Consider the following 18,060-nt stretch of genomic DNA (forward strand, 5'->3'; position numbering starts at 1 on the left):
CTCCAATTTAAATTCGGGGCTGAAACTTCTTTTCATCATGTCACCTGTTGAATTATCGAAGTGAGCATATCACCTCTATAACGGTGACCAAAATCATTGAACCACATCAATGATCACACTCATTATTGAACTCATTAATTCCCACTATTGAGCTATTTTTAATACAACGACATTCTCATAATTACCCGACAATACATCTAGTCGCTCACACCACTTTTTTAAGGCGTCTAGCTTCTCTGGTAGGTATTGGCTCTTATTATATATCGCCATGACGCCCGGTAAAATATGGCCTAAAAGCTGATCTACAATATGTGGAGCTACTTTCCATTCTGAACATTTAGATAACCTGATCTCTCGTGTTCGACAACCAAATACAAAAAAAATTTTCAATAAATTATTATAATAAGGTAGGTAAATATCTTCATTGATGGATTTCCATAATTGACCAAGTTCATTATCTTCTAAATACCGCTGGCCTTTATTTTGTTTTTTTCCTATATCCTGAATTGTTAAATCATCTAATACATGGCTAATTGCATACCTTCTTACCCGGCAAAAATTCAGGGCTTGCTTGCACAATTGAAGTATGCCACCAGAAGCCACCGGAGCTTCTTTTTTCATTTTATCAAAGCATTGCAGCCAATATATTATTTCGCAGTCAGATAATGCCATTTCCCCAATGTGGGGATAAATATGCTTTCCTAATTGACGAATGAGGCTATCAATATTTACTCGGTTTTCTCTGCCATAGTGTTCTATCCAATATTCGATAGCGTCTTTTACAGTGACTGGTTTTAATGATTCCTGCATCGTTAAATTAAATTGCAGCTTTGGATCTTTACCAGAGGCCAACCAGTTACGGCATTTGTCCCGTGTTTCACGAGCTTGTTTGAGGGGCATATCAGGATAGCGCCCAATGGTAAGGCGGTTTAACTTTTTACCATCAAGTCGGTAGGTAAAAACCCAACTAATACCACCAGCTTTAGATGCTTTTGCACTTAATCCAGCACCATCGGCAAAAAATTCAATCTTGTTCCTTTCCGTGTAGGGTTTTAAGTTTTTTGTCACTGAGCTTGTTTAGTTCGGCAGCCATGATCACCCAATATATTTATACAAATGTTTATACGTAATGTGCTGCAAGAGTAGGAAAACGTCAATAAGCACTGGAACAATATACAGTTAATTGGATTATTAATTATTTGATTTTTATATAAAAATAATAAACATCGACAAACACCGAAACATGAAACTAATATATATTAGGTATATTCATTTCTGCTTTTATTTTGGTTAGTTATGAAGACCAGCAGTATACCTGTTAGTACCAACAAACGCATTTTCATATTGATTCCAAAATAAAATCAGTGATAATTAACGTTGATTCAATTGCTTATTAAATAGGCTTACTAACTATGGAAATTCGGGTATTTCGGCAAGACGACTTTGAAGCCGTTATCACACTTTGGGAACGTTGTGATTTGATTAACTCTGGTAATGATCCAGAAATAGATATTGAGCGTAAACTCACCCATGACGCTGATTTATTTCTGGTTGCTGAAATTGCGGGGGAAGTGGTTGGTACAGTGATGGGCGGCTATGATGGGCATCGTGGTCATGCCTATTATCTGGGAGTTCATCCTGAATTCAGGGGTCGCGGAATAGCTAATGCGCTGATTTCCCGCCTTGAAAAAAAATTATTGGCAAGAGGTTGTCCAAATATTTTAATTCTGGTTCCAGAAGAGAATGATGCAACAATCTGTATGTGTGAAAAGATGGAATATGATTATTTAGGCCAAGAAAATATGATGTTTAGCAAGCGCTTGATTATTGATTGAATTGCTTATTAAATATATAAACCATGAGATGGCTGAATAGTAATATGCTATTTGGCTATTGTTTTTTTTGCTATGGTCTTAATGTAATTGACCAGTTTTCTCATGTATCTGTTTTTTACAACAAGGCGATTTTCTAAAGTTACAGTTTTTTTCTTGCCCTTGTTAATGTGATTAGTGTGAGGAGTCACTTTAATATCCCCTTTCTTATTTTTACATATCAAATAACATTGATATTTCTGTTTGGAATTGCTTTTCAATACAATCCAGTTAGACTCATTCTGGTAATCAATGTTTTTTGTATAATTAAAATCCAACATGATTTTTCTCCTGATTTGTATACCAAAATAATTGGTGGTGAAAATAAAATGTTGCAGATAGATGGCAAATAATAGATAGAAATTTAATGCCTTTTAAGCATACCGTTTATTTTGTAAATAGATGCGCAACGCTTAATAAATAAGATTTTTTAAACGTGATTATGGTGTGTTTGTTTATGAGCGGTTGTGTATTCACAATTGAATGTTTTTTTGAAAATGTGGTCTGATAGACATTAAATGGTAGTTCCACAGAGCTAATGGTAAGAAAATAGTGATGAATAAAATTTTTGCATTTAAGTGTTCCAAGCATAACTATTTAAAACATAAGCATTTAAAATATAAAAGGATGATGGCAGCGGCTAGCTTAATAAGCTGTTCCTTGTTGTTAACGGCCTGCGCTGGAACATTAAGAGCATCATGGCCCGCTGCCTTATCTCCTTTTAACTGGTTTGGCAGTTCCTTGAGTGTTTCTGAGCAGGGAATGGGGCAAATCAATAAACAAACAGATATGACTCAATCCGCGATCGAACAAAGTTTGGCGGAAAAATACCGTCTGCGTAGTGGCATGGAAATGCAGAATGGTAAGTTGGTAAGTGTGGTTCAGGGCATGGAAGATGGTAAGTGTGGTTCAGGGCATGGAAGATGGTCAGGTGAAACTGGAATTTCACGGTCTGGTCGATGGTAAAGTTAATCGTATTGACATATTGGATGACGGGATTAAAACAGTTTGGGGGACGAAAATAGGAACCCCTTTCTCTGATCTGTATAAAAAGGCATTTGGGGAATGCCAGCGCTCTTATGATGTCACTACACAGCCTACCGTCGTTTGTACTGCTCCGCAAAGCCAGCACATCAGCTATGTTTTTACCGGAACTTGGGATGGCCCCGAAGGATTAATGCCTTCTGATGATGTTTTGAAGAATTGGAAAATTTCGCGTATTGTTTGGAAATCCTGATAAAATTCTAAAAAATGGTTTGATATCAAGTAAAAAAGTTTTTTTCTACACCTTATCGCTTTTCATCATTTCTCATAAAAATTCGGTATATAAAACATAGGATAGTAAACTACCTTGTTATAAAGATTCTGGATACAGTAAAGAAAGGGTTGTCAAATAGCGTGATGAGTAAGGTGTTGGATGAAAATAATGGCAATAAAAAATAAATTATTGGGCAGAGTGGCTACCTTATTGCTTTTTGCCAGTCTCAACGCTTATAGCGCCAGCGCCTTGGCTGTCGAGCTGTTGAATAGTTCTTACGACATTGGGCGAGAACTATTCTCTAGCTTGAATTCTGAATTCAAAAAACAATGGAATGCGCAGAACCCGCAGGATAAATTGACCATCAAACAATCACATGGAGGTTCATCTAAACAAGCGTTAGCCATTTTGCATGGATTGCGGGCTGATGTTGTTACTTATAACCAAGTCACTGATGTTCAGGTTTTGCACGATCACAGCAATCTCATTCCCGCCAACTGGCAGCAGCGTTTGCCGAATAATAGCTCCCCTTATTATTCGACAATGGCTTTTCTGGTACGCAAAGGTAACCCCAAACACATCCAGACTTGGGAAGATTTAGTGCGAAATAATGTGAAGTTAATTTTCCCAAATCCCAAAACCTCAGGTAATGGACGCTATACCTATCTGGCTGCATGGGGCGCTTTTCAGCAAAAAAATCCGCATGATCCCGCTAAAGTTCGCCAACTGATGCTGAGTTTTTTACAGAATGTGGAAGTGTTTGATACCGGAGGTCGCGGGGCAACAACTTCCTTTATCGAGCGGGAAATAGGGGATGTGCTGATTAGCTTTGAATCTGAGGTCAACAACATTCGCAAACAGTATGGTGAAGACAATTACCAAATCATTGTGCCTCCGGTGAATATTCTGGCTGAGTTCCCGGTGGCTTGGGTGGATAAAAATGTCCAGAAAAACGGTACTGAAGCGGCTGCCAAAGCGTATTTAAATTATCTGTATAGTCCGGCTGCCCAGCAAATTATCGCCAGCTTTAATTATCGTGTGATTGATCAAAATGTTATGAAAGAACAGAAATCCCGTTTTCCTGCAACCAAACTGTTTCGCCTCGAAGAACAATTTGGTAGTTGGCCTCAAGTGATGAAAACTCACTTTAATACTGGTGGCACGCTCGATCAGTTGTTGATAGAAGGGCGTAAATAATGTCGGTATTCAGCAAACGTGTTTTGCCCGGATTTGGGCTGAGTCTGGGCTATAGCTTATTTTATGTCTGCCTTATTCTGCTGTTGCCATTAAGCGCTCTGGTCGTACAGCTTTCCAATATGACATGGGAGCAATATTGGCAGGTTATCATCAACCCGCAGGTTGTTGCTGCTTACAAAGTGACATTGCTGGCCGCCGCAGTTGCCAGTTTTTTTAATATGGTTTTTGGCATGTTGCTGGCTTGGATATTAACGCGCTATCAATTTCCGGGACGCAGTTTACTTGATGGTTTGATGGATTTGCCATTTGCTTTACCGACAGCCGTTGCGGGTTTAACGCTGGCAACACTCTTTTCTGCGACCGGATGGTATGGTGCCTGGCTTGGCAACCTCGATATCAAAGTTGCTAATACTTGGCTGGGCATTGCAGTTGCGATGGCATTTACGAGCCTGCCTTTTGTTGTTCGCACTGTTCAGCCTGTTCTTGAAGAATTAGGCCCCGAATATGAGGAAGCAGCACAGACATTGGGAGCAAGTCGTTGGCAAACTTTTCAGCGGGTCATTTTACCTGAACTTTCGCCTGCATTAGTTGCCGGAACCGTACTCTCTTTTACGCGTAGTTTGGGGGAATTTGGTGCGGTGATTTTCATTGCGGGCAATATTGCCTGGCAAACTGAAGTCGCCTCTCTGATGATCTTTGTCCGCCTGCAAGAATTTGATTATCCGGCTGCCAGCGCGATCGCTTCGGTCATCCTTGCCGCGTCGTTATTATTGTTATTTAGCGTCAATATATTGCAAAGCCGCTTCGGTAAACGGATAGGAGGACATTGATGACTGGATTTTCCGAACATTCTGTTTCTGAACACCCGGTTTTTGGACATACAGTAGCACAACGTCCCTCCATCAATTGGGGAAAATGGTTACTGATCGGCATTGGCGTACTTTTTTCGGTTCTGCTGTTGGTCATACCGATAGCATGGATTTTCTTGACCGCCTTTTCCAAAGGAATCGACATGGTTGCCCAGAACCTTTTCGATCCCGATATGCTGCATGCTATCTGGTTGACCGTGATGATTGCACTTATCACTGTTCCCCTCAATTTGGTTTTCGGGGTTACGACGGCATGGCTGGTGACACGTTTCCAATTCCCCGGCAGGCAATTATTGCTGACATTAATTGATATTCCGTTTGCGGTTTCGCCAGTTGTGGCGGGACTACTTTATCTTCTGTTTTATGGTGACAAGGGTTGGTTAGGTAGTTGGCTAGGGAGCTATGACATTCAATTGATGTTTTCATGGCCTGGCATGGTGCTGGTAACGGTATTTGTAACGTGTCCGTTTGTTGTTCGTGAATTGGTGCCGGTGATGTTAAGTCAAGGCAACCAAGAAGATGAAGCCGCCATATTATTGGGAGCATCTGGTTGGAAGATGTTCTGGCGCGTGACATTACCAAATATTCGCTGGGCATTGTTATATGGAGTTGTTTTGACCAATGCCCGGGCGATTGGGGAATTTGGTGCTGTGTCTGTGGTGTCGGGGGCAATTCGCGGTGAAACCTATACGCTGCCTTTGCAGGTTGATCTGTTGTATCAAGATTACAACACGGTTGGCGCATTTACGGCCGCGGCCTTATTGGCGGTGATGGCGCTTATTACTCTGATTGTCAAAAGTGCATTGCAATGGCGTTTAAGCCGCCACAAGGGCAGTTAAGGAGTGAGGTATGAGTATTGAAATCAGTAATATCAGTAAATCTTTTGGTCGATCTCAGATACTGAATGAAATTTCACTGGATATTGAATCCGGCGAGATGATAGCCCTGCTTGGCCCATCGGGTTCAGGAAAGACGACATTGTTGAGGATCATCGCGGGGCTTGAGCAGCAGAGTACAGGCCAATTGAAATTTCACGGGCAGGATGTCAGCCGATTACATGCAAAAGATCGGCGTGTCGGGTTTGTGTTCCAGCACTATGCCTTATTTCGTCATATGACGGTATTTGATAACGTGGCTTTTGGCCTGTCAGTACTTCCCCGTCGCCAGCGTCCCGTCGCTGAAGTATTGCGTCGCAAGGTCATGACATTACTGGAGATGGTGCAACTTTCCCATTTGGCAGAACGTTATCCGTCGCAGCTTTCTGGTGGGCAAAAACAGCGTGTGGCATTAGCAAGGGCATTGGCCGTTGAGCCGCAGATCCTTTTATTGGATGAGCCTTTTGGCGCATTGGATGCACAGGTACGCACAGAATTGCGTCGTTGGCTGCGTCAGCTTCATGAAGAATTGAAATTTACCAGTGTATTTGTCACCCATGATCAGGAAGAAGCAATGGAAGTGGCTGACAGGGTAGTGCTGATGAATCAGGGGCGCATTGAACAGGTCGGCACTCCTCAACAAGTATGGCATGAGCCGGAAAGCCGCTTCGTCCTTGAATTTATGGGTGAAATAAACAAACTGAATGGTGAAATTAAAGGTTCCCAACTCTGGATAGGCGGGAAAATTTTTCCATTGGATATCACCCCACTGCATCAAGGCAATGTTGATGTCTTTTTCCGCCCTTGGGATATGACATTGAGCACCAAGCAAACAGCTTCCTGTCCTTTGCCAGTGCAAATCGTGGAAGTCAATCCGCGCGGCCATTTTTCACTATTATCCGTTCAGCCGATAGGATGGGGTGATGAATACTTGTCAGTGATTTGGCAGGAGGATTCATCCATTCCAGTCAGGGGAAATCGCTATTTTATTGGGGGTACAGGTGCTCGCTTATATGCAGGTGAGTTGTCATTAAAGGTTTTGCAATTCGCTGAATCTGCCTGATTTAATTAATCTATACCCAATGGATTTCAAGAGACGTTGCGGCGGCAAGGGAGCAGGGATTTTTTGCTTAATATCTTGCTACAGTTTCCTTAATATGATTATTTGATTATCCATTCTTATATAGATTAGGTAATGCTGTGGCAAGCTTGGAAGAATTTATAGGTAATACACCGCTGGTAAAATTACAGCGAATTACAGAAGGTGTTGATGCGGAAATTTGGGTGAAGCTGGAAGGCAATAACCCCGCGGGTTCCGTGAAAGACAGGGCTGCACTTTCAATGATCCAGCAAGCGGAATTGCGCGGAGAAATTGCTCCGGGCGATGTTCTGATCGAAGCAACGAGTGGCAATACCGGTATTGCACTGGCGATGATCGCGTCGGTAAAAGGATATCGCCTAAAATTATTGATGCCTGAAAATATGAGCCTTGAGAGACAGGCATCAATGCAGGCTTACGGCGCTGAATTAATTTTGGTCAGTAAAGAATTGGGAATGGAAGGTGCTCGGGATCTGGCGCAAGAAATGGAGAAAAATGGAGAAGGAAAAGTTCTGGATCAATTTAATAATACAGATAATTCACTGGCACACTTCAAGAGCACTGGTCCAGAAATCTGGCGGCAAACACAAGGGCGGATTACACATTTTGTTTCCAGCATGGGAACCACAGGCACAGTGACGGGTGTGAGCCGCTATCTGAAATCTCAGTCAGAAAAAGTGCAGGTTATCGGATTACAACCTACAGAAAATAGCCATATTCCCGGCATTCGCCGTTGGTCTCCGGCTTATATGCCCGGTATTTATCAGAAAGAGCTGGTGGATCAGATCCTGGATATTACCCAGACAGAAGCGGAAGCTACAATGCGTTTATTGGCGCAAAAGGAAGGCATTTTCTGCGGTGTCAGTTCTGGTGGTGCCGTTTCCGGCGCATTACGCACTGCAGCCGAAAACCCGGGTTCAGTCATTGTAGCGATTATTTGTGATCGTGGTGACAGGTACTTATCGACTGGTGTATTTAATTAATTCGACTCCTTCTCACCTGTTATCTCTCCTTTCATGTTTCAAGCTGTAGTTTTGTTGGTGGAGCTATGGCTTGAAATCCATTGGGTATATTAGCAATATATTAAAAAACTGCTCTATTCAAAAACTGTTCTATTCAAAAACGCTCAATTAAAAATGCGACCAAGAGATTACACGATAAGGTAATGTTTCTAACATATAATTTTATTGACGGTTTTATTATAAGTTAATGTAGGTTTGTTTAAGATTTAATGGAGGTGTTGCATTAATTATATTTCTTGATTGATTGACTATTCAATAGAGTGATTTTTAATATTATTCCTTATTTTGTCTTTATATTAAAAAGTTATTTATATATTATATGAATTTTATTTATGGCTCCAGCTAAAAAATGGAAAAAACGATTGTAAAAGGAATATTATTCTTCGAAACGTTTTCTTGAACTTCAATAGCTATCTTCTTACTAAGAATAATTTAAGTAATATTTTATATTATGGAAAAAGAGATAGATTGTTATTAATCTCCGTTTAATTATTTATTTTACTAGATGTATATCTTAAATTTTTATTATTTTTTGGCGATAACACTCCTGTGCGGTAGCTATTGTATAAATCGTCCAGATAAATATTACAAACAAAAAACCAATGAAATTAAGCCGGTAGAGGGAAGTCGTGATGAATGTATCTGAGCGTAATAAATTAGTGTCTGAATATCTCGGTAAACTTTCTGGTAAGCAGGATTTAGGTGATACCGTTAATATTTTCGAAACAGGCTTGGTTAACTCTCTGGCTGCAATCCAACTCATTTCCTTTCTAGAAAAAAACTTCAAAATTAAGGTCGAAATTGATGATCTCGACAATGCCAATTTTTCTAGTATTCAAGCTGTCTGCGATTTTTTAGATAAAAAGGTGGTGGCAAATGTTTAATCGCTTTTTATCACCTGTACAGCAAGAGTGGCTACAGGCATTTGAGCAATTTTCAGCAACAGAAGTTGCCCCTTATGCTGATGAATGGGATTTGTCCGAAGCAACACCAGTCAGCGTAGTGCAGCAACTGGCGCGCAACGGTTGGTTGGGGGGATTGGCAAAAACGGAAAATGGCGGGCTGGGATTTGACACCACCACATTCGGATTGCTGAATATGGCCATCGGAGCCGGAAGCGGATCGCTCACTGGCCTGCTGAATGTGCACTCAATGATGTTAAAAACCATTGAGGATTGGGGTTCCCAAGATCAAAAACAACGCTTTTTGGCTCCGCTGGTAAAGGGAGAAATTATTGGTGCTTTTGCCCAAACGGAAGTTTCCGCAGGTGGTGACTCTAAAAATCTATCAACCCAGTTTGAAGATCACGGGGATGAACTGAGTATTAATGGGCAGAAAAGCTGGATTACTTTCGCCCAAGTCGCAGATCTGTTTCTGGTATTTGGTAAATACCAGGGTTTGGACACCGCTGTGTTGGTTCCTAAAAACACACCCGGATTAAAAGTAACGGCCAAGAAAAATATGTTGGGGTTCAAGAGTGCCTATCTGGCAACATTGGATTTCAATGATTGTCGGGTTCCTAAGACGAATATTGTCGGGAAGCCCGGTTTTGGACAAAACCTCATATCTAACAGTGCATTGGACTACGGACGCATCAGTGTGGCTTGGGCGGCGGTAGGAATACAGCAAGCGGCATTGTCGGCGTCAGCACACAGGGCCAATTCTCGCGCTACCTTCGGTACATTGCTTGCAGACCAAGGCATTATTCGTGGTTATTTGGCAGAAATGTCCAGTAGTCTGCTCGCCTCTCAACTTATTTGCCTATCAGCGACAAAAGCCAAAGAAGCCAAGGATGAAGATGCTCTTGAGCAAATCCTTCAAGCCAAACTTTTCGCATCACAGGAAGCTGGCGTGGGGGCTGCAAAGGCGGTTCAAATCCATGGCGGTCATGGCTGTGATGAAATAAACGGCATCAGCCGACTTTATCGGGATGCAAAGATTTTGCAAGTTGTTGAAGGAAGCAATGAACTGCAAAAAATGCTGATTGGCAAGCAAGTCTGTAATCGGTACAGCTACAACACTGCACTGACTCATCCATAAACTGATTCCCAATTTTATTACCTGAAAAGCAAGACACTTTGTCTGGCTGAGGACTTCGGCGTCATGAAAACAGGTCGATTTATCACTGACTATTTCGAAAGCACGGCGAGAAATAACCAAAACCCGGCGATACGCTGGGGCCACGGCAACACTTTATCTTGGGAAGAGTTATACGTAAGAGTACAAAGATTAGCTCATTACCTGCTCAACGAGCGTAGTCTGCGTCAGGGGGAATGTGTTGTCATCGGGCTTGAACGTAGCCCGGAATTTCTGGTGGCGGCATATGCGGTTCTACTGGCAGGTGGTGTTTATTTTCCAGTAGATCCGAAAACCCCTGTTGCCCGCTTGGCATCCATGCTTGTAACGGCTCAATGCCGTATCGCCTTCTGCAATATAAACCAGAAAAATCTGTTTACTCAGGCGCATACTGAATTGGAGCTACTCAGCCGTGAGCAACTGGAAGAGATCACCACGTTGCCATGCTCAGAGAATGAGTGTCACAGCACGCCTCAGATAAATGCACCTCAATTGCAAGCGACTGATCCGGCATATTTAATCTTCACTTCCGGCACGACGGGGACACCTAAAGGGGTATTGGTCAATCATGGCGCATTCATCAATCGGCTGGAATGGCATCAGCTACACAGTGAGATGACGGATTCAGACATTATCCTACAGAGAACCGCACTGACTTTTGACGTATCACTGTGGGAACTTTTTTTGCCTGCCTTGAATGGTGCGAGCAACTATCTGCTGCAATCAGGACTGGAATCCTTTCCCAGAGCTATTGTGGCGGCATTAGCAAGTGAAAAAATTACAGTTGTCCACTTTGTCCCCAGTTTATTAAAGCCAGTATTGCAAGAACTTCAAGAGAATCATGTGGATCTGACTTCACCATTGCCAGCCTTGCGCAGAGTATATGTGAGCGGGGAATCACTACTTGCCAGCTTAGTTACCCAATTTCACAACATGTTCAATTCTCATGATTTATCGACGAACGGTTTTTTGATCAATTGCGTGTTAACCAATTTATATGGCCCGACAGAAGCCGCTATCGATGTCAGTTTTTATGATTGCCTGAAATATGATTGTCTGGAATATGATTGCATGGAAACTTCATCGAACCTCGTTCCCATCGGGCAGGTTCTCACCGGATGCAAATTATACATAGTCGATCCGGATAATTTGGCCTTAAAAGCGGATTCGGAAAAAGGCGAAATCGCCATCGGTGGGATATGTCTGGCAGAGGGTTACTACAACCGACAGGATTTGACCGATAAGGTGTTTGTTTTCCATCCAGAACTTCAGGAAAGAATCTATCTGACGGGTGATCTTGGCTGGTATGAAAAAGAAACGGGCTTTTTCTGTCAGGGACGAAAAGATACCCAAGTCAAACTACGTGGATTGCGGATCGAGTTGGGGGAGATAGAACATCATTTACTCAACTATGCCTCCATTACCGAAGCAGTTGCCTGTGTTGTCGAAGATGATGAACAAGAGCAATGGTTAGTCGCGGCTATCGTGGCGGGGCAAGAAGAATTGAATCCGCAAGATATCAGGCAATTTCTTTCAGCACAGATACCGGCTTATATGTTGCCTGCGCGTTATTGGCAGGCTCCATACCTGCCCAGATCCAGTTCGGGAAAACTGGATCGGAAAGTGATTGCCCAAAATATGCGTGATCTGTTCTTCAATCAAAATGATGGCTTACATCATGAATAATAAATCAATTTTTGGATTAACTCGGTCACAACAGGCCGTTTTCAAAATGGGTTTGTTCAATCTGTCTGGCCATCAATTCTATTTGGGCGGCGTAATGCGCTTGAAAGGAATGATTTCTCTGGAGCGGCTTGTTCGTGTCGCTGATCGGATCCTCAATACCCAAGATGTTTTTCGCATAGGTTTTATTAATAACGTTTTTATTAATAACGAACTGCACGGGGATCTGGCGGAAGATGCATTATTGGAAACCGAATCCGCGGAAATGAAATGGTTTGGTATTCGACATGACAGCCCTCAGATAAAAGTAGAGAAAGTCGATTTCAGCAAATATCCCGATCCCAAGGCGGCGTTTGAGCATTGGGCTAAACGTCAGCTACTGATGGAAGAAGATTTATCATTCACACCACTACGAATTTTTGCAGTGCGTTTTCAGCAAGATCAATCAGGATGTTTTTTGAAAGCTCATCACGCCGCGCTGGATGGAATGAGCTTGGCGATCTTGCAGGATTACTTGATCAAGGAATTGGAACAAGAGGAATCAGGTTCAGATATAGAACAAACAGAACCCTCCTTATTTTCTGCCAGTGCTGAGGAAGAACAAAATTATGAGCATTCTCGGCGTATCGAAAGAGATGCGGCGTACTGGCAGGCGCTTTTTGGTGAAACAGCATCGGTAAATGCCCGAAACATAGCCTGCCGTTATCCGATAGGTGATTATCGTGGATTGGAACCGCGATCCCTGCGTATAAAAGCAACTGTGACTGAATCGCAAAATAAGATATTGAGCCGATTTAAAAACAGTGGTGGCTCCATTTTCCGGTTATTTTTCACTGCGGTTGCATATACACAAATGGTGATTGAAGACGGAAATTGTGCGTTATTGCAGGCACCGATTGTAAGCCGTTGGAGCGAGACGGAGAAACGATCTGTCTCGATGGGCGTAGCGCCTATTTTGATGCCTGTGTTCCGGCAAACAGGGCAGATGGTAGCGGATTGTTATCGAATCCTGAAAAAACAGCTACAAAAAGCGATTGTGCATTCCCGTTATGCCCCTGCGACCCGTTGGGGAGAGTTGGCATCACCAGACTGGAAACGGATTATTCCGGCTTTTGGGGTTTCCTATCAAACAGGCGAATTTCAGAAAACGGTCGCGGGCGCAGAGATCACCATTGATCACATTCAGGCTGTCGAATCTCTGTTCGCCACCATCCACATTCATGACCGTTTTGAAAATGGCTGCTTCGTGCTTGAAGCGGATTTCCGCAAAATATGGTCACCCGAACAATGTCACGCCTTTTTGCAAGCCGCACTTGATTATGCAATAGACGCTGCTGTTGAGGTAATGGGGCAGGAAACGGTAATTACAGAACAGAGTAAAGCGAAACAGGTAGAAGAAGAACAAACCGCACCAATAGGTGTTCACTTGCTTGAAGCGTTTGAATGCCATGACGATAGCGCACTATTTAAGTCAAATGAGGTTAAGTCAAATGTAGTTAAGTCAAATGTGAAAACCTGTGATTTGACTTACCGTCAGGGCTTACAGTGGATTAGCCAACTTCGTGGGCAATTACGTGACATAAACGAGTTGCGTGTTGAACATAAACCAGTGTTGATTTTAGGCAGGCGCACCCCTGAAACGCTGCTGGCTTATCTGGCCTGCCTTATTGAAAATGTGACTGTTGTTCCTGTTTGCTCTACGACAACACCGACGGAGAGATTATTAACCATTATCCGTAATTCGGGTGTTTCCCTATGTATCTACACCGAGGCTGACCAAAATCTGGCAGAGGCGTTGGGTTTGCCTCTGTTGCGAGTTTCTTTGGATCAGGAAGGCATTACTCAGAAAAACATTGAAGTTGCATCGTCTCCTGAGATTCAGTCACAGCTAACATCTTGTAATCCCGCTTATATTCTGTATACCTCAGGTTCGACTGGAGAACCGAAAGGCGTTGCCATTTCTCCCTTTGCATTGGCAAATTACGCGCTGGCAGCCAAAGCGGAATATGCTGATAAAACGCCATTTAGTATGCCTCTATTTACCTCCTTTGGATTTGACCTGACACAGACAGCTATTTTAGTGCCGGTTTTGTCTGGGGGATTTATCCAGACTCATGAACAGGACATTCGTGATAATCCTGAATTATTACGCAGCCTTCTCGCGGATGAATCGCTGACGGGTGCTAAATGTACGCCATCTCATCTTTCCTTATTGATTGAACATGGTCTTAATCCCAAGAGACGGAATCCGCTGACCTTTATTGTGGGTGGGGAAAACTTGCCGGCTTCGTTGGTGAATAAGGCTCTCGATTGTTTGCCGTTGGGCAGCAAAATCATCAATGAATATGGGCCAACAGAGGCAACCGTCGGATGCTGTATTTATTCAATAAGCAATGATGTAAGCAAATTTGAGGAAAGAGAAAAAGCAGAGAATTCTGTTACCCCGGTTACCTCTTTTATCACCGCTGCCAGATCTATCACAGCCATCACACCGATTGGCACAGCGCTGGGTAAAGCGAAAATATCGATCAGGGATAGCTGGGGACAAATCATGCCCCGTGGGTTTAGTGGCGAGATTTGGATCAGCGGGCCTATATTGGCGGATGGGTATCTGAATAACAGCGCCCAGACAGAAGCAAATTTTGTATGCAGTGCCAATAAGCAACATCGTTGGTATCGCACGGGCGACCTGGGAATGCAGGATGAACAGGGCATATTCCACTGCCTCGGACGTATCGACGATGAGTTTAAGGTGCGTGGTCATCGAATTCATCCGGTGGAAATTGAGAAAGCCGTGGAAGATGTGCTGATACAGCTTGGACAATCAAATGATCACGGTTGGCAGTTGAAGGCATTGAAACTGGTCATTAATGAAGTCGATGGCATGGCAGGTCATGAAATGATTGTCTTATGCAGCAACCAGCCTGTTCCTCATGAAAGCCATGAATTTCAAAACAGATTAAAAGAAAAAATTGCTGAATCCTGGTTACCGAATTTGTATTGCACTGTGCAGCCCTGGCCGATGAATGCCAACGGTAAGGTTGATATAGCGCCACTTATTGCTGCTGCTGAAGCGCACCGAAAGGCATTGATTGATGCTGCACAGTGCTGTTTAACCGATAAAAAAACTCAGGAAGAACCAGAAAATTACCTACTCCCTGACTGGTTAGATGCGGAATTTCTCAGGCCGATTTGGCCTCAATCTGTAGATCTGACTGCTTCATTTCTTGAACAAGGGGGAGACTCGATCAAAGCCATTCGCCTTGTTGCATTGTTAGCGAAAAAAGACGTGAGGATCGGAGTAAATGCCCTGCTGACTCCGACCGCGTTGGGCGCAGTACTGGAAAAATCCTGTGTGGAACAATCAGCAAATACCGCAACAGATTCCATAACATTAGAAGAGACGCTAGAAGAGTTAACCGCCGATTGGTTACAATATTTACCCAGCGTTCGCTGGTTTCAACATCATCGCTTTAAACATAGTGATCGGTTGCAGCAAGGGGTAGTGCTTGAATTAAGCTCTTCCTTACCTGTCGGACATATCAATGCAGCGGTTGTTGCAGTCAAAGCCAAACATAAAATATTTTCCTTGAGAGCCAATCAGGATCTGAGCGAGTTTTATTTCTTGCCTTCCGCACGGGAATTGAAGGATATCGAATGGGAGACACAAAGCCGCAGAAAAGTATTGGCATCAGGCGAACATCTTGAAAACAGGCTTGAGCGTTTGCAAGGCGAAGTCTGTCTGGCAGAACGGCCTAGTGTGCATGAGGTGGTACTCGATCCGGTTGCAAATAAATACTATTTGATTTGGGTTTGTCATCACTTGATTTGTGATGTGCATTCATGGATTTTCTTATTGGATGAATTGGATCAAGCACTGGGCAAATCTGCCATTAAAACGAATACCGTTACCGAAGGAGATGCAGAACAGGGCGCGTTCCTGTGGGGTAAATGGCTTGCGGACAAACTGTTACAGGAAACAGTACAGGAAGAAACAGCACGGGAAAACCAGCTACAGGAAAACCTGGCTGATGTGGAACCTTCACTTGATGATGATACCGATCATCAACCAGCCACGGCTCCTATCATATTAACGCTGTCAGTTTCCAATGATGGCTTCAAGTTGATGGAACAAGACAAAAAAGCCAGTCGATCGTCGTTAATTGCAGCAGCATTGCTGGAGGTGATACAGGATAACGGCTTGTTACCACGGTTATCACAATTACAACGGCCCAGCGTGTTGTTTGAAAATCACGGGCGCTTATTCTCTGAAACCCAAATGCCTGCTGCTTGGAATTCAGCAATGGCGAATGCTGTGGGATGGTTTACGGGTTTCCAATTATTGCAGCTTCATGTGACTTCCGATCATTCGTTGAGCTTTTTGCAAACATTGAAAACACACCTGCATGAAGATAACTCAGCATGGAAAAAACAATTGGGGCTGAATAGCACCAGTACAAGACCTCTGATTTGCATCAATGATATTGGCTTCGGCTTGGGCAATAACGAGACGTGGCAGCACATTAATTTAGTTCAATCTCTCTCAGGCGGTTTTCGTCATCCTGATGAAAAGAATAGTGCTGATTTCGACATACTCATTCACGATTGCCGAGAATCGGGTTCTATTTTGGTCGAATTGAGATTGGGGATTTCTGGTGGCAATGCTGATGATGCCCTGAATTATCTAACTCAATTAAATGACAGGCTATCGGCATGGTGTCGTGCCAGTCTGGATGAACTGCATGATGGGCAGTCTGTTCATTGTCAGGAACGATCACTGGTCCCCGCGGATTTTCCTCTTTGTCAGCTCTCACAATCGGAGCTCGATTTCATTATTCATGGAGCCTCAGTATGAGAACAGCTATCGACTCAGCCAAAACCGTCTTTTTATTTCCCGGCGTGGGTGCGCAGCAACCGGATATGTTTGCTGAGTTCAAAGCATATCCTGAGTATCGGGCATGTTTGGACGAAGTATCCGATCTGTCACAAATTGATCTATTTGATGTTATCCACGGCGAACGCCGCGACACGTTGAAGAAGGTTCGAGTTGCACAATTGGCACTTACAGCGACTACTGTTGCCATTGCTAATATATTGCGCCTGCATTGTGGATGGGTTCCCGAATTTATGATGGGGCACAGCTTGGGGCAATATCCCGCACTGTGTTCTGCCGGCTACCTTGATTTAGCAACATTGACACGAGTGGTCAATATTCGTTCCGAAGTGGTAGAGATCTGCGCACGCGATTACCAGCAGGGGGACATGTGTTGGGTCTTGCACATTCCCGCAGAAGTCGTGGTACGGGAGGTCGATAAAGCCCGCACTGATGATGGCATCGCCATATATGTCTCCGCGATTGATGCGTTTGATCAGGCAACTATTTCCGGTGAGATGGTCGATATCCGACGTTTTGCACCGCGCATGGAGGCACTGGGGGGATTAGTGTATCCGTTGAAAATTGGGGGGCCTTTCCATTCTCCTTTAATGGCGGAGGCGAAAGAAAAAATAGACGAGTTGCTGGATTTTCTGCCGGAATCAGGCCAGCAAAATCCTCTGTTATCCCGTTTGGTTTGCAATGTCAGTGGTACGGAACTACCAGCGGAGAACTTGAAGTCGTCGATTTTGCAACACCTCGTTTCTCCGGTGCAATGGTTGCCGAGCTTACAGTATGTTGCGCAAAACGGTGTCACCCGTTATCTGGAAATTTCACCTAAAAATGTATTGAGTTACCTCACTCAGCGTTCCGGGTTACCTATGCGTTCCCTGTGGGAATCCGGTAAAATGTTCACGGCCACCCAGGAATTGAGTACCAGAGAGAACCGACAGGAACAGTTTGCCAGATATTGCTGTTTCCATCTTTACAGCCAGAGGTTGCCTGATATTGCAGATCCTGTCGCGCTGGAACAATTGCACCGCATTCGAGAAGAAGCCAAACAAATGATCAACGGATCACGTCTGAACGTTGAAGAATGTGATTCTCTCTATCAACTCACACGGCAATGGCTGGAGATTGTTGAGACAAACAGAAGTTTTTCTCTTTTTGCGGAGAAAACAAATTTTGTGGAGAAAGCAAAGCTACAAAGTCTCTTTGATGCGGTGAGGCGTTGATT

Annotated in this window: 13 protein-coding genes and 1 pseudogene; 13 read left to right on the plus strand and 1 reads right to left on the minus strand. The window is 43.5% G+C overall.

Going from position 1 to position 18,060, the window contains the following annotated elements; translation table 11 throughout:
- Positions 1 to 144: 144 nt before the first annotated feature.
- Positions 145 to 1,093, minus strand: a pseudogene (locus tag PSI23_RS09745) (tyrosine-type recombinase/integrase).
- A gap of 319 nt (positions 1,094 to 1,412) precedes the next feature.
- Here PSI23_RS09745 and PSI23_RS09750 point away from each other — a divergent pair.
- The 13 genes from PSI23_RS09750 to PSI23_RS09810 all read left to right on the plus strand — a co-directional run bounded on the left by PSI23_RS09750 (position 1,413) and on the right by PSI23_RS09810 (position 18,058).
- Positions 1,413 to 1,835 (plus strand): GNAT family acetyltransferase, encoded by a 423-nt coding sequence (locus PSI23_RS09750; RefSeq protein WP_273554906.1) that lies wholly within the window; start codon positions 1,413 to 1,415, stop codon positions 1,833 to 1,835.
- 699 nt (positions 1,836 to 2,534) lie between these two features.
- Positions 2,535 to 2,837, plus strand: coding sequence for a DUF1131 family protein (locus tag PSI23_RS09755; RefSeq protein ID WP_273554907.1), 303 nt, complete (start codon positions 2,535 to 2,537; stop codon positions 2,835 to 2,837).
- Positions 2,767 to 3,108 carry a DUF1131 family protein gene (locus PSI23_RS09760; protein ID WP_273554908.1) on the plus strand — a complete coding sequence of 114 codons (342 nt, stop codon included), beginning with the start codon at positions 2,767 to 2,769 and terminating at the stop codon, positions 3,106 to 3,108. The genes PSI23_RS09755 and PSI23_RS09760 overlap by 71 nt, the downstream gene beginning before the upstream one ends.
- A 180-nt stretch (positions 3,109 to 3,288) precedes the next feature.
- Positions 3,289 to 4,326, plus strand: coding sequence for a sulfate ABC transporter substrate-binding protein (locus PSI23_RS09765; RefSeq protein WP_273554909.1), 1,038 nt, complete (start codon positions 3,289 to 3,291; stop codon positions 4,324 to 4,326).
- Positions 4,323 to 5,156, plus strand: coding sequence for a sulfate/thiosulfate ABC transporter permease CysT (cysT, locus tag PSI23_RS09770; RefSeq protein ID WP_273554947.1), 834 nt, complete (start codon positions 4,323 to 4,325; stop codon positions 5,154 to 5,156). The genes PSI23_RS09765 and cysT overlap by 4 nt, the downstream gene beginning before the upstream one ends.
- Positions 5,156 to 6,034: a sulfate/thiosulfate ABC transporter permease CysW gene (gene cysW / locus PSI23_RS09775; protein WP_273554910.1), complete on the plus strand. Its 879-nt coding sequence runs from the start codon at positions 5,156 to 5,158 to the stop codon at positions 6,032 to 6,034. The genes cysT and cysW overlap by 1 nt, the downstream gene beginning before the upstream one ends.
- 10 nt (positions 6,035 to 6,044) lie before the next feature.
- On the plus strand, positions 6,045 to 7,133 hold the full coding sequence (cysA, locus tag PSI23_RS09780; RefSeq protein ID WP_273554911.1) for a sulfate/thiosulfate ABC transporter ATP-binding protein CysA: 1,089 nt from the start codon (positions 6,045 to 6,047) through the stop codon (positions 7,131 to 7,133).
- 137 nt (positions 7,134 to 7,270) lie between these two features.
- Complete coding sequence (cysM, locus tag PSI23_RS09785) at positions 7,271 to 8,152, plus strand: cysteine synthase CysM (protein ID WP_273554912.1); 882 nt, start codon at positions 7,271 to 7,273, stop codon at positions 8,150 to 8,152.
- 671 nt (positions 8,153 to 8,823) lie between these two features.
- Positions 8,824 to 9,075 carry an acyl carrier protein gene (locus PSI23_RS09790; protein WP_273554913.1) on the plus strand — a complete coding sequence of 84 codons (252 nt, stop codon included), beginning with the start codon at positions 8,824 to 8,826 and terminating at the stop codon, positions 9,073 to 9,075.
- Entirely contained in the window at positions 9,068 to 10,231 is a 1,164-nt protein-coding gene (locus tag PSI23_RS09795) for an acyl-CoA dehydrogenase family protein (RefSeq protein WP_273554914.1), read from the plus strand. Before PSI23_RS09790 ends, PSI23_RS09795 begins: the two co-directional genes overlap by 8 nt.
- 63 nt (positions 10,232 to 10,294) lie before the next feature.
- Positions 10,295 to 11,953 carry an amino acid adenylation domain-containing protein gene (locus PSI23_RS09800; RefSeq protein WP_273554915.1) on the plus strand — a complete coding sequence of 553 codons (1,659 nt, stop codon included), beginning with the start codon at positions 10,295 to 10,297 and terminating at the stop codon, positions 11,951 to 11,953.
- Positions 11,946 to 16,805: an AMP-binding protein gene (locus PSI23_RS09805; protein WP_273554916.1), complete on the plus strand. Its 4,860-nt coding sequence runs from the start codon at positions 11,946 to 11,948 to the stop codon at positions 16,803 to 16,805. The genes PSI23_RS09800 and PSI23_RS09805 overlap by 8 nt, the downstream gene beginning before the upstream one ends.
- Positions 16,802 to 18,058: an ACP S-malonyltransferase gene (locus PSI23_RS09810; protein ID WP_273554917.1), complete on the plus strand. Its 1,257-nt coding sequence runs from the start codon at positions 16,802 to 16,804 to the stop codon at positions 18,056 to 18,058. Before PSI23_RS09805 ends, PSI23_RS09810 begins: the two co-directional genes overlap by 4 nt.
- Positions 18,059 to 18,060: the final 2 nt, after the last annotated feature.

This window comes from Xenorhabdus yunnanensis, from assembly GCF_028598805.1.
GTDB classification, from domain to species: Bacteria; Pseudomonadota; Gammaproteobacteria; order Enterobacterales; family Enterobacteriaceae; genus Xenorhabdus; species Xenorhabdus yunnanensis.